The 12,619-nt window shown below is 65.2% G+C and carries 13 protein-coding genes; 6 read left to right on the top strand and 7 right to left on the bottom strand.

The window, feature by feature from the left end; all coding sequences use genetic code 11:
- Positions 1-40: 40 nt before the first annotated feature.
- From ACFXNW_RS07120 to ACFXNW_RS07110, 3 genes are all read right to left on the bottom strand, one after another.
- Positions 41-520, bottom strand: a complete 480-nt coding sequence (locus ACFXNW_RS07120) for a hypothetical protein (protein WP_379416632.1) — start codon at positions 518-520, stop codon at positions 41-43.
- A gap of 162 nt (positions 521-682) precedes the next feature.
- Positions 683-1,111 (bottom strand): SRPBCC family protein, encoded by a 429-nt coding sequence (locus ACFXNW_RS07115; RefSeq protein ID WP_379416631.1) that lies wholly within the window; start codon positions 1,109-1,111, stop codon positions 683-685.
- Between the two features lie 42 nt (positions 1,112-1,153).
- Positions 1,154-2,071, bottom strand: a complete 918-nt coding sequence (locus ACFXNW_RS07110) for an NAD-dependent epimerase/dehydratase family protein (protein ID WP_379416630.1) — start codon at positions 2,069-2,071, stop codon at positions 1,154-1,156.
- A gap of 171 nt (positions 2,072-2,242) precedes the next feature.
- On the opposite strand from ACFXNW_RS07110, the gene ACFXNW_RS07105 reads away from it, so the two are divergent.
- Positions 2,243-2,695: a hypothetical protein gene (locus ACFXNW_RS07105; protein ID WP_379416628.1), complete on the top strand. Its 453-nt coding sequence runs from the start codon at positions 2,243-2,245 to the stop codon at positions 2,693-2,695.
- A 203-nt stretch (positions 2,696-2,898) separates the two neighbouring features.
- Entirely contained in the window at positions 2,899-4,338 is a 1,440-nt protein-coding gene (gene rox, locus ACFXNW_RS07100) for a rifampin monooxygenase (protein ID WP_379417335.1), read from the top strand.
- A 747-nt stretch (positions 4,339-5,085) separates the two neighbouring features.
- Here rox and ACFXNW_RS07095 read toward each other — a convergent pair.
- The 3 genes from ACFXNW_RS07095 to ACFXNW_RS07085 form a co-directional block, all read right to left on the bottom strand.
- Complete coding sequence (locus ACFXNW_RS07095; RefSeq protein ID WP_379416626.1) at positions 5,086-5,826, bottom strand: cation transporter; 741 nt, start codon at positions 5,824-5,826, stop codon at positions 5,086-5,088.
- The gene (locus ACFXNW_RS07090) at positions 5,826-6,155 is read right to left on the bottom strand and encodes an ArsR/SmtB family transcription factor (protein WP_379416624.1); all 330 of its coding nucleotides are present in this window, start codon (positions 6,153-6,155) and stop codon (positions 5,826-5,828) included. The genes ACFXNW_RS07095 and ACFXNW_RS07090 overlap by 1 nt, the downstream gene beginning before the upstream one ends.
- Before the next feature lie 88 nt (positions 6,156-6,243).
- A complete protein-coding gene (locus ACFXNW_RS07085; RefSeq protein WP_379416623.1) occupies positions 6,244-6,855 on the bottom strand; it encodes a methyltransferase family protein in 612 nt (203 codons plus the stop codon).
- 244 nt (positions 6,856-7,099) lie between these two features.
- Here ACFXNW_RS07085 and ACFXNW_RS07080 point away from each other — a divergent pair, with 244 nt between their 5' ends.
- The 3 genes from ACFXNW_RS07080 to ACFXNW_RS07070 are packed head-to-tail and all read left to right on the top strand — an operon-like array spanning position 7,100 to position 9,722.
- On the top strand, positions 7,100-8,128 hold the full coding sequence (locus tag ACFXNW_RS07080) for a multicopper oxidase domain-containing protein (RefSeq protein WP_379416621.1): 1,029 nt from the start codon (positions 7,100-7,102) through the stop codon (positions 8,126-8,128).
- Positions 8,128-9,315, top strand: a complete 1,188-nt coding sequence (locus ACFXNW_RS07075; RefSeq protein WP_379416619.1) for a ZIP family metal transporter — start codon at positions 8,128-8,130, stop codon at positions 9,313-9,315. The genes ACFXNW_RS07080 and ACFXNW_RS07075 overlap by 1 nt, the downstream gene beginning before the upstream one ends.
- Positions 9,312-9,722 (top strand): Rieske (2Fe-2S) protein, encoded by a 411-nt coding sequence (locus tag ACFXNW_RS07070; protein WP_379416617.1) that lies wholly within the window; start codon positions 9,312-9,314, stop codon positions 9,720-9,722. The genes ACFXNW_RS07075 and ACFXNW_RS07070 overlap by 4 nt, the downstream gene beginning before the upstream one ends.
- 167 nt (positions 9,723-9,889) lie before the next feature.
- Here the strand turns inward: ACFXNW_RS07070 and ACFXNW_RS07065 are convergent, their stop codons facing one another.
- Positions 9,890-10,873, bottom strand: coding sequence for an alpha/beta hydrolase (locus ACFXNW_RS07065; protein WP_379417334.1), 984 nt, complete (start codon positions 10,871-10,873; stop codon positions 9,890-9,892).
- A 325-nt stretch (positions 10,874-11,198) separates the two neighbouring features.
- On the opposite strand from ACFXNW_RS07065, the gene ACFXNW_RS07060 reads away from it, so the two are divergent.
- Positions 11,199-12,617 carry a condensation domain-containing protein gene (locus ACFXNW_RS07060; RefSeq protein ID WP_379416615.1) on the top strand — a complete coding sequence of 473 codons (1,419 nt, stop codon included), beginning with the start codon at positions 11,199-11,201 and terminating at the stop codon, positions 12,615-12,617.
- The last annotated feature ends 2 nt before the right edge of the window (positions 12,618-12,619 follow it).

Genomic DNA, 12,619 nt, shown 5'->3' with positions numbered 1-12,619 from the left:
TGCTGCGGTAGATCCAGGGTTCCTGGACGCCGGTGTCAGCTCAGCGGATGTCGATGGTCCCGTCGAAGATCAACGGCGTCTGGCCCGGTTCGCAGCCGCGGAAGGAGTTCGTCGGCATCGGTACCCCGTAACCGATCCGGTTCGGCTCACCGGCCTGGCCCTTGGTGACGGTGATCTGGATGGCCATCGAATCCGGCGCGAACAGCATGACCGGTTCGGTGGTGGTGATGGGGTAGATCAGCGAGACGGTGTTGTCCTTGACCGTCATACAGCTGACCGGTCCGGTGACTCGGATCGGCAACGTCATATTCCCCAACTTGGCAGTCGCGACATACGTGCCGGTTGTGGGGTTGCCCGGTGCGCCCTGCGCGTCGACATGGAGCACATTCATGCCGAGGACCTGCATATTGCCGTTGATCGTCACACTGGTCGGTTGGGCGGCGGCCTGCCCTGCACTCGCGATGACCGCCGCGGACGCGATCGCCGCCGCCGCGCCGAGCCGGATGAGCTGACTAGCCATGAGTTGCCTCCTCGGGTCGTTGTTTCACGCTGCGCGAATACCCGGCTTTGTCATGTTCAAGCTGATCACTGCCGATTAGTTGATCGTGGATGGTGGTACACGGCGCACGTGGCCGCCGGGCGGGCGCCGATCTCACCCGCCCGTCGACCTTGTGAAAACGTCTCAGCTGCCGAACCGGACCCGAAGGACATCGATGCCCGCGGTGTAGACCTCACGGACCGCGGCGGCGGCGATCTCTTCAGCCACGCCCGCTGGTTCGAATCGGCCCGACCAGGTCAATGCGCAGCGGTTCCCACCCAGCGGTGCCAGGGTGATGGTGGCGAGGTAGCCGGCGATCGGAAAGGGGCCCGTGACCGGCATGGAATAGCTGGTGCGCCGGGCGCTGTCGTCGAGCTCTTCGAGTCGCTCCACGACCGTGTCCGCACCGAGGGTGACGGTGCGAAGCATGCCGATGCCTTCGCCACTCGGTTCGACGCGCGCACCATCTCGTGATTCGACGAGCATCTCGACGAAACCGGGGAAGTCCCGGATCTGTTTCCATACTGTGTCGGCGTCCGAACCCAGTTCACACTGCTCACGTACTTCGATCATTGCGTTTCTCCTCAAAGGATCGGACCTGTCGTTTCGGTTGGGTCAGCGATGGGTGATCGTCATGTCGCGCAGGATTTCGGTGAGCGAAGTCGGCCGTAGCCCGAACGTCTGCTCGGTGAGGGTGGAATCGAGGACGAACGGACGCTGGAGTTGGTACTGCACCTCGGGCAGTTCCCGGACGATCGGTGAGGCCAGGCCCGCTGCCCGCAGCATCCATCCCGGCATGCGGCGCAGCTTCGCCGCGGGAGCACCGGCGATCAGGGCCAGCCGCGTCGCGAGCTGACGCGGGGACACAGGCGGATTGGTGGGGACATGCCACGCTCGTCCCCATGCGCGCTCGTCCTCGCTGACCGCGATGAGGGCACGGGCCGCGTCACTGGTCCCGGTCCAACTGTGTTCGGCATCCAGGTCCGCTGGAAACAACGCTGCCTTTCCGGCAATGACCTTGGGCACCACCATGATCCCGAAGTTGGATTGCGCTCCTCGGCCGAGGAAATCACTGGCCCGGACTTCGGTGACACGCGCTCGGCCGGCCTCGTGTGCGGCCAGCGCTTCTTGCCAGGCTTGTGCCCGCAGACGGCCCTTGACCGAATTTGGTGCCATCGGCAGATCCTCGGTCATGGGCTTGCCGGGTGCGCCGTACCCGTACAAGTTGCCGAGCATGACGTAACCGGCGCCGGTCGCTTCGGCGGTCCGCAACAGTGCCCGGAACAGCGGCGGTAGTTCGGTCCGCCAACGGTGGTAGGGCGGGGCGGCGCAGTTGAACAGCGTCTGGGCGCCGGTCGTCAATTCGATCAGCCGCCCGGTATCGGTGGCGTCGGCGGCGATGCAGGCGATCTGTGTGTCCTGCGGACCGCTCCCGCTGCGGGTGATCAGGCGGACTTCATGCCCGGCGTCGGCGAGCAGCTGCGCGGTGATCGTGCCGACGCCTCCCGCGCCGACCACAACAGACAGTGTCATATCCCTCCTTCGATATCGCTGAGATGCTCGGGTCGGGCATGAGACGCCGCGCGAGTGCCTTTTGTGACAGCTCATGCGGGTGATCACCACTTCGGATCAGGCTCCGCCTCCGCCACGACCTCTGACCAGATTCTTCACTGAATCCCCATATCGCCGTGCTGTAGTCACCACATGAAATCGACAGAGGTATGGGCGAGGGCTCTTGCTGGGCTCGGCGGCGTAGTCGGCGCAGGGCTCGTCCTGGCCTACGGCTTTGCTTCGCAGGTCGGTGGGATGCCCGACGCGGAGGTTACGCCCGGTGTGGACGGGCTTCTGTTCGTCAAAGCGGTCGTCATCGGGATCGCGACCATCGCGCTTGTGGGTGGTGCGGTGGCCGCGCGGCCGACGATGATCATCCGTGGTTGCCAGCTGTACGTCGTGGATTTCGTCCTACTGCTCGTCTTGTATGGCGTGACCGGCGATCAACCACGCACCGACTCCATCGACCGTGGGTCGTCGTCTGTTCCGTCCGAAATAGCTTTGATCGTCCTGGTGGCCTGGATTGCGTTTCCTGCTCTGACCATATGGCTCGCGACCAGGGAGACAGCCGACGAAGCCGGATGGGTCGATCAGCGGTGGGGTTGAATCGCCGGTAACGCCGTCGCGACGCGCACAAAGGGGCGGACACCCTGCAGACATATTTCGCTTGCGGCAAGCCCTGAGTGCGCCGCACAATGGGCGGCCAATGCCAGGACCTGCGGAAATCTGGAGCCGGCGCGTGTGCACACGTGGCTGACGACGGGGCGTACGGCGACTGGGTGGTCGAGAATTTCGCGAATGGGTGGTTCATGTTCGATGTGATCATTGCCGGGTCCGGGCCGACCGGTGCGATGCTGGCCGCCGAACTGCGGCTGCACGATGTGCGGGTACTCGTGGTGGAGAAGGAACCCGCGCCCGCGTCGTCGATGGTCCGGGTGGTCAGTTTGCACATGCGCAGCCTCGAGCTGATGGCGATGCGCGGACTGCTGGATCGCCTGCTCGAACGCGGGCGACGGCGTCCGGTCGGCGGGATCTTCGCCGCCATCCCCGCGCCCGCGCCCGAAGGATTGGATTCCGCTTACGCGTATCTGCTGGGCATCCCGCAACCGATCATCGACCAGGTGCTCGAAGATCATGCGATCGCATTGGGTGCGCAGGTTCGGCGCGGTTGTGCGGTGACCGGTGTCGAGCAGGACGACGACGGTGTGACCGTCGATCTGGCTGGAGGGGAGCGGCTGCGTTCGCGCTACCTCGTCGGCTGTGACGGCGCCCGTAGTTCGGTGCGAAAACTACTCGGCGTCGGGTTCCCCGGCGAGCCGTCACGAAACGACACGCTGATGGGTGCGATGGAAGTGAGTGTGCCGCAGGAGGAGATCGCCGCCACCGTGGCCGAAATCGGCGCGACCGATAGGAGATTCAGTGTCCGGCGGTTCGGCGAAGGGGTCTACAGCGTCGTGGTCCCCGCCGTGGGAGTCGACGAGGACCGCACCGAACCTCCCACCATCGAAGATTTCCGGCAAGCGTTGCGCGCCATCGCCGGAACCGATTTCGGCATGCATTCCCCGCGTTGGTTGTCCCGCTTCGGTGATGCCACCCGGCTGGCCGAGCGTTATCGGGTCGGCCGAGTCCTGCTGGCCGGCGATGCGGCCCACATTCATCCACCCATCGGCGGCCAGGGCCTCAACCTTGGTGTTCAGGACGCTGTCAATCTCGGCTGGAAACTGGCCGGACAGATCCACGGCTGGGCGCCGGAGACATTGCTGGACACCTACCAGGCCGAACGCCACCCTGTCGCCGAAGCCGTCCTCGACAACACCCGCGCCCAGACACAACTGCTGTCCACGGAACCCGGCGCGCAGGCCGTGCGCAGGCTGCTCACCGAACTGATGGATTTCGAGGAGGTGAACCGCTATCTGATCGAGAAGATCACCGCAATCGGCGTCCGCTACGACCTAGGCGAAGGCCCCGATCTGCTCGGTCGCCGGCTGCACGATGTCGACCTGAAGCAGGGGCGCCTCTTCGACCGACTGCGTCAGGGTCGCGGACTGGTACTCGACCGCACCGAACGTTTGACCGTCGAGGGCTGGTCGGACCGCGTCGACCTCATCGCGGATCCTATTGCGGAACTGGATGTTTCGGCGATTCTGCTGCGGCCCGACGGTCACGTCGCCTGGATCGGCGAGAATCAGCAGGACCTGAACGACCACCTCGCCCGTTGGTTTGGCAAGCCCGCTGCTCGGGTTAGGTAGTCGTCATCCTCCTGGGGCCGGGCGCACCCTAACCCTGGACCCTGTTGATCCGTCCGGACCTGCCGGACGACACTCCGGTTTTCGCAGAAATGTTCCGCCACAACGTCTCCGTGGTCCGCCTCGGCGGCACCATCGCTCTGCCCAGTCCGACCGACCAGGGCGCCCGATTCCGTCGCTGGATCGAACCGCCCCGCTGCTCCTCTCGGCCCTCCGGCATGACGGTGGTCGACTCGATCCGCTCCTGCTGCGGAGGAACCCGTGTCTGAACCGAACGCCGAACCCTGGATCAAGTTGTCGCACTGCGGAACCGGGCGATTCGACTACGCCACCGACACCTTGTTCGCAGTGGCCTGCCCCTCGCGATTCTGCCTCAACTGGGTGCCACTGATCGACGGCAGACTGGGGCCTCACGAAGGCCTGCGGCCGGGCCCCTGCTCGTGGACGGGCATTCGGACCATCGACGACCACGCAGCCACTCCGGGCCGAATCCGCGACCGATCCGACACCTGCGTGACGTGGGAAGCCCGGCCGTAGTGCGACCGAACCCTGATCTGCTTCCGGGCCGGTCCGATCTCGCGGCAGCTTCCGGACGATCGAGCTCGGTGAGACGACCGGCCCCCGACCATGGCAACCGGGCCGCGCGTCACTGGTGGGCTGCTGCTGGATGGAGCAGGGCATCGAGGGCGGACTTCGCGGCCCGCCTTTCTTGGTGGTAGCGGGTACGGGCGGGTGCGGGGATACGCGACATCAGCGGTCCTTTCCGGTGTCGCAGCATCCGTCACCGCAGTCGTCTGCGGCGGGAACTGTGCTGAGGCTGATCGGCGGTGCCGGGCAGCAGGTGTCGCCCTTCCAGGCGTTGAGGCCCTCCTTGACCGCGATCACCGCGATCACCATGGCCGCGATCGGATCAGCCCATGACCAGCCGAACAGGCTGTTGAGCAGCAATCCGACCAGTAGCACGGCCGAAAGGTAGGTACACAGCAGGGTCTGCTTGGAATCGGCCACTGCTGACACGGATCCGAGCTCGCGCCCGGCCCGGCGTTGAGCGGCCGACAGGACCGGCATGATGACCAGGCTGACGGCGGCCAGGGCGATGCCGACCGTGGAGTGCTCGGCTTCGCCGACGCCGAGCAGCGCCCGGATCGAATCGACGGTGACATAGGTGGCCAGGGCGAAGAAGGAGAAAGCAATGATCCGCAGCGCGATCTTTTCGCGCTTTTCCCGTTTCTCCGGATCGCGTCCGGCGAATTGCCAGGCGACCGCGGCGGCGGAGGACACCTCGATCACCGAATCCAGACCGAATCCGATCAACGCGGTCGACGAAACCCGCGCGCCCTCGGTGAGGGCGATGATCGCCTCGATCACGTTGTAGGTGATGGTGGCGGCGACAAACCATTGAATCCTGCGCGCCAGCAACGCCTTACGGGTCGCGTCCGGCTCTGTCCGGATTGCGGAGGGAGGCGCCGACGGCATGCCGAGCGAGGCCATCAGCAGCACCCCTCGGTGTCGGAGTCCGGGCAGCAGGCGGGGTCGACCGCAAGTACCAGCCCGAGCAGATCACCCAGGGCGGCGGTGATCCGTGTGTCGGCGAGCTCGTAGCGGGAACGCCGACCCTCCGGGACCGCGACGACCAACCCGCATCCACGCAGACAGGCCAGGTGGTTGGACAGGATCTGGCGTGTTACTCCGATCTTGTCGGCCAGCTCCGCCGGGTACGCCGGGCCGTCGCGCAGTTCGAGCAGCACTCGGGTGCGGGTGGTGTCGGACAATGCGTGCCCGAAGCGGGCAAGCGCGTCGGTGTGCAGGACGGCCTCCATGGTTCGACAGTACAGCAAAATCTGTATTCAGGGAAAATTGGATTGTTGTGGAATTCGGCAAGGGCCCGGGCAGTGCCGCGGTGCGGGCTCAGGTCGTGATCCGGCCGATCCCCGGCGCGAAACGTCCGGTGGTGGCGAGGTAGGACCGGTAGTCGGTGCCGTGGACGCGGGTCAGGTAAGGCTCTTCGACGATGCGGACTTGTAGTTCGATCGTGGTGACCAGCAAGACGAATCCGGCGATGGCGACGGGGTTCGGGATGAGCAGGGTGATCCCGGCGGCGAAGACGAGCATGGCGGTGAAGATCGGGTTGCGGACCAGACCGAATGCCCCGGTGCGTACCAGAGCTGTGGTTTCGGTGTCGTCGACGCCGATGCGCCAGGAATCACCCATCTGGTTCTGTGCGTACAGGGTCGCCGCGATCCCGGCGACCGCCAATGCGGCGCCGAACACCTGAACTGGCGCGGCGGTCAAGGCTGCGACGGGTGCCAGTAGGCCGCTCACTTGCAGCACTGCCGCGGCCACGCCCACGACGATGGCGACGATGAAGCCGACTCCTGCGATCCACTCCAGTGAACCCGGTCGGCCGTTGATGCCACGGAAACCGGTGGAACCGGTGTCGCGGTACTGGCGCCGGCTGCGCCACCCGAAGCCCAGCGCTCCGAAGATCAGGTACAGGGCCAGTGCCCACCAAGCAGTCATGACATTCTTCCTCGATTCAGGCGGGGTCGTAGCGATCGTTGGTGCGTGTGCGGCGCCCACTGTCCGACCTCTCCGGCCGCCGTGAGTTCACCGTCGAGTCGTCTGTGCTCGAGACCATGAATCGTAACATGCGCATAGACGCATGTATTGCCGCTGTTTGTGCGAAGCCGGTTGCTTCCGCCCCGGTAGGGGGTGAGTTCGGCCCATTGAATCCTATTTTTCGGTGTGCCAAACTATCGGAACTATGAATGATCCGAGCCGCCGTTTCCTGTTGGGCGGTGCATTGGCGAGCACCGCCGGATTAGCGTTGGCGGGCCGCAATCTGCTCGACGCGTCCCCGGCCCAAGCCCCTTCCGGGCACGGTGGCGCCCACGGCGGCGGCGCCGACGGGCCGACCTTCCGTATCGGGCAGACCGTCGATCACGACGCCAATGGGTTCAACCCGACCCAGGTTCTGCGCGACTTCGACTACGGCACCACCACGCGGCTGCCCGACGGCCGGACATTGCGTGAGTGGGAGGTCTACGCCAGCGATGAGGACATCGAAGTCGCCCCCGGCGTCACCTTCCCCGCATGGACACTCAACGCCCGCATCCCCGGCCCGACCTTGCGCTGCCGCGAAGGAGACCTGCTGCGGGTACATTTCCACAACGGGTCCGAGCATCCGCACACTCTGCACTTCCACGGCATCCACCCCGCCGAGATGGACGGCATCGCGGGCCTCGGCGCCGGGATCATCCAACCCGGACAGTCCACGACCTACGAGTTCGACGCGACCCCGTTCGGGCTGCACTTGTTCCACTGCCACGTCGGGCCGTTGGCAGAGCACATCGCCCGCGGCATGTACGGCACATTCATCGTCGACCCACCAAGCCCGCGCCCACCCGCGGACGAGATGGTGATGGTGATGCACGGCTACAACACCACCTTCGACGGTGAAGGCAATCAGCTGTATGCGGTCAACGGAATCCCGTTCCACTACATGCACGAACCGGTGCGGGTGAAACGCAACGAACTCGTCCGCATCTATCTGGTCAACGTGCTCGAGTACGACCCGATCAACAGCTTCCACATCCACGGCAACTTCTTCGACTACTACCCGACCGGGACCCGGTTGCAGTCCTCGGAGTTCACCGACACCATCGTGCAGGGCCAAGGTCAGCGCGGGATCTGCGAGCTGCGGTTCCCACACCCCGGCAAGTTCATGTTCCACGCCCACAAGACCGAGTTCGCCGAACTCGGATGGATGGGGTTCTTCGAGGTGAGCGACTGATGAGCACCACCACGTCTGCCACCCGCCGGCCCTGGCTGTTGGGCTTGGCCACCCTGATCCTGTTGGTGCTTGCGTTGATCGGGATCGCGTTGTTCGGCGGGGCGAGCCTGCCCGATCGCGCCGGGCCACCGGTCGAGGAAGTCGGGGTCGAGCGAGTTGTCCTCGAGCCGGGCACGATCGAGTTGAACCTGCGCAACACCGGCCCCGACCCAGTCGCGGTCGCCCAGATCTTCGTCAACGACGCCTACGTCGACTTCACCGGTCCCACAGAACCGATCGGGCGGCTCGACTCGGCGCACCTGGTGTTGGATTATCCGTGGCAGAACGGGCAGCCCTACAAGATCTCGATGCTCACCTCCACCGGCCTGGTCATCGAACACGACATCGCCGCCGCGGTCGAAACCCCGAAGACCGGGGCGGCGTTCTTCGGGTTGATGGCGTTGCTCGGCACTTACGTCGGCATCATCCCAGTCGTCCTGGGAATGCTGTTCCTGCCGGTCCTGCGCTCGGTCGGCACCACTACCGTCCGCTTCCTGCTCGGCTTCACCATCGGGCTGCTGGCGTTCCTGGCGTGGGAAGGCACCCGTGAAGGTTTCGAGCTCGCCGACACTTCCGGCGGTCCCTTCGGCGGCGCCTCCTTGGTCGTCCTCGGTGCGGCCCTGGCGTTTCTGACGTTGACCGCGGTCGACCAGTGGCTGCGTGGGCGTCGCCACGCCGCCGCCGCGGAAGGCACTACCGGCGGTACTCGGCTGGCGTTGATGATCGCCATCGGGATCGGCCTACACAACCTCGGCGAAGGCCTGGCCATCGGATCCGCCTACGCCATCGGCGAACTCGCCCTCGGAACCTTCCTCGTCATCGGGTTCACCATCCAGAACACCACCGAAGGCCTCGCAATCGTTGCACCCCTGACCCGGCACCGCCCATCTTTGGTGGCCCTGCTCGGTCTGGGTTTGATCGCCGGAGCACCGGCGATCTTGGGTGCGGTCATCGGAGCGAGTGCCAACAATCCCGAGTTCTCGGCGTTGCTGCTCGGTATCGGTGTCGGCGCGATCATCCAGGTGATCGTGCAGATCATCCCCAGCATCCGCGAACCAGGCACCACCACGATCAGCGCCCGCACCTTCGCAGGTATCGCCGTCGGACTGGTCACCATGTGGGCGACCGGATTGCTGGTGGCCGCATGAGCGCCGACCCGATCACCACCACGTCCGTGACCCGTCGCACTGCCCTGACCGGCGCGTGCACGCTGTGCGCGGTCGCGGTCACCGGCTGCGCGGTTGGGCAGGCCTTCCGATCCGACAGCCGGCCGGTGCGTATTCCCCGCGCCGGCATCGACATCGGCGGCGCCGCAGTATTTCCCGAGCACCGGATCCTGGTCACCCAACCCAGCGACGGGGTCTACAAGGCGTTCTCCGCGGTCTGCACACACCAGGGGTGCGCGGTCACCGAGATCGCCGGTGACGTCGTCAAATGCCCGTGCCACGGCAGCCGATTCCGGCTGGCCGATGGATCTGTCGCGGATGGACCCGCCCAGGAGCCGCTGCCTGCACGCACAGTCGTTGTCGACAGTGACACGCTCACTGTCACCTGACCTGCTGCGTGCACCGACCGGTGTTCGGCGCTCCGCTCGAGATGCTCATGTGGCTTCGGTTCAGCTCCGGCAAGCCTGGGCGTGAGGTAAAACTGTTGCGGCCGCCGAGGCGGTCGTCCGATCGTCAAAACCATTGTATGAGAGGACTTTCAGAACATGGACTTCATTCAACGATTCAAGGCGGCGGAGATCATCGGCCACGAAGTGTGCAGATCCTGCTGCCAATAGCCCCAGGAATGAGTGCCCAGTGGACGTAGGTCGAACACTGCGGGGACGTTCACTGCGGCTAGTCGGTCGCGTAGGGCGATTGCGCAGGAGTGGGTGACGGCTTCGAGGATTCCGCCGTTGAACAGCTGGCCGAGCAGAGTGCCTGCGTTGCCGTCGATATGTGGACCGTTCAGCGTGTCGTGGGGGCCGGGGATGCCGGTTCCGGTGCTGACGTAGATGGCGGTGCCGTCGAGGCGGGCGGCGTGCAAAGCGGGGTCTTTCGCGGTCCAGGCGGGTCCGCCGGGTGGGCCCCACATGTTGGCGGGGTTGCCCGACCAGCGGGCCACCACAGCCGAGACGAATGCTTGGCCGAGTGGATCGCTGGTGCTGACGCATCCGCTGTAGGAGGCGATGGCGCGGTAGAGGCCGGGTGCCGATTCGGCGAGCTGGAATACCGAGGTTCCGGCCATCGAAATGCCGGCGATGGCATTGGCGCCGGTGCCTGAAAACGCCGAATCGATGACGGGTGGAAGTTCTTTCGTGAGGAATGTCGTCCACAATGGCCTGCCGAGGACCGGATCCGGGTTTTGCCAATCGGTGAAATAGCTGCCCGCTCCGCCCATGGGGACTACGACGGTGACTTGCTTGTCGGCAAAGAATTCTTCGATATCGGTCTTGTCGTTCCAGCTGCTTTCGTCGCGACCGCCATGCGCGCCGTTGAGCAAATACAGCACCGGGGCCGGTCGAGCAGGATCAGCAGCGCGCAGAACACGCACCGTCACGGTGGTGTTCATCGCGGCCGAATGGACCTGAAGGTCCAGCCGCCGTCCCGGTCCCTCGCGGAGGCCGGTCAGCCGTGACCCGTTCTCGGCGGGACGCGCCGCGGCCAAAATCTGCGTGACCACCGGCTCGACCACCGGGTCGGCCGCAGCCGGACCAGACATCGAGACGATCGCCGCGGCCAGTACGAGCGCGGTCGCACGCCCCGGCCCGAGCCGCCGAACGCGGGGTCGGGCCGGTGGCCGCGGATATCGGAGGGCGGCAAAGCGTGCTCGCATGCGGCGACGGTAGTGCTCCGGAGGAAGAATTCTCAATGCTCGCGGTATTCCCTTGGTGCACGACCCCACCAGGATGAGACGCCTTTGGTATCGGCCACATAGTTCTCGATTCGACATTGGAGACCCGGTGTCATTGTCGTTAACTCTCATTCGTGGTTGCGGACAAAGTTGTCCGTTCCAACAGCCACCTCGCAGGGAAATGAGGTCTGTCGTGGTCGATTTCGGTTTCTTCGACGATTGGCATCCACAACCGGGTGTGCTGACCGCCTGGACCCCGACGGAGGCGACCCGCGCCGCTGTGGCCGTCGCCCCATTGCACCCGAGCCCGCCGTCCTACACTCAGCGCGAGTACTTGCGCACCGCCCACCGCAGTTCCGGCGCACGTGCGCGCGCCTCGCGGTTGTGCATGGTTTCCTTCGATGTCCACGCGGCACCCGATATCGCTGCGCTGACTCGTGCGTTCACTGCGTTCGTGCGCCGCCACGACACCTTCTGGAGCCGGTTCGCTGTCGATGACGACCAGGTGGTGGCACGTCACGTCGTCGCACCCGAGGGCATCGAACTGACCGCGACCGACCACGGCCGATTCGACACAGCAGACTCGATCCGTGATTTCGTTCAGGAGCACATTCCGGACGCTCGCTCGTGGGACTGCTTCGGCTTCGGCGTCATCGACCGCGGAGACGCGTTCACCGTCTACGCCGCGGTCGATCATCTGCACACCGATGGCGTCGGCCAGGCCTTGACCTGCACAGACCTACTCACTCTGTATGGCTGCGAACTCTCAGAACAGGCGATCGGACCCGCCCAGGTGGGTGGGCACCTCGCCTACTGCACGCGCGAGGACGAACTCAACAGCGCGTTGACGGCGCAATCACCACAGATCCGGCGCTGGCTGGAGGTATTGCACCGCAACGGCGGTGATATGCCGAGTTTCCCGCTGCCGCTGGGTGCGAGTGCCGAACCAGGCTTCTCCCGCGGCGCCCAGATCACCCTTCCGCTGATGAACGGCGCCGAGGCGGAACGTTTCGAGCTGACCTGCGCACGCAACAACGGACGTTTTCTGGGTGGGCTGCTGGCCGCACTGGCCTTGACCGAGCACGAATTGACCGGAAGTGACCGATATTTCGTGCTATCACCGGCCAATACCCGCACCGCCGCGGAGGAGGTCGCATCTATCGGCTGGTACACCAACCTCGTGCCGCTCGCGACCGATCTGCCGGCGAACCCCCGCTTCTCGACACTGGTCGCACGCACCCAGCACGCTGTCGACGATGCCAAAGACCTCACCCATGTCTCACCGCACCGGGTCCTCGAACTGGCAGGTCCCGCCGACGGCATCCACACCGCACCGGGTTGGGCGGCGATGATGATGTCGTATATCGACGTCCGCAAGATCGCGGGTGTGGAGATGTTCGACCTGATCAACGGCGGCATGTTCGCCAATCGCGCCGCGCCCGGCCAGGTCTATGTGTGGTTCAACAGGTTTCCCGACGTCACCACCTTCAGCCTGCTGTTCCCCGACACTGTCGTGGCTCACGATTCAGTGGAGCGCTATATCAAGACCCTGTGCTCGATCATCGACGCGGTCGTCACCGAAGGCGATTTCGCCGGCGGTATCGAGGACTGAGG

Origin of the sequence: Nocardia sp. NPDC059180, from assembly GCF_042754945.1 — a bacterium.
Lineage (GTDB): Bacteria > Actinomycetota > Actinomycetes > Mycobacteriales > Mycobacteriaceae > Nocardia.
The sequence above is the reverse complement of the archived record's forward strand: the minus strand, read 5'-3'. Positions and strand labels throughout refer to the sequence as shown.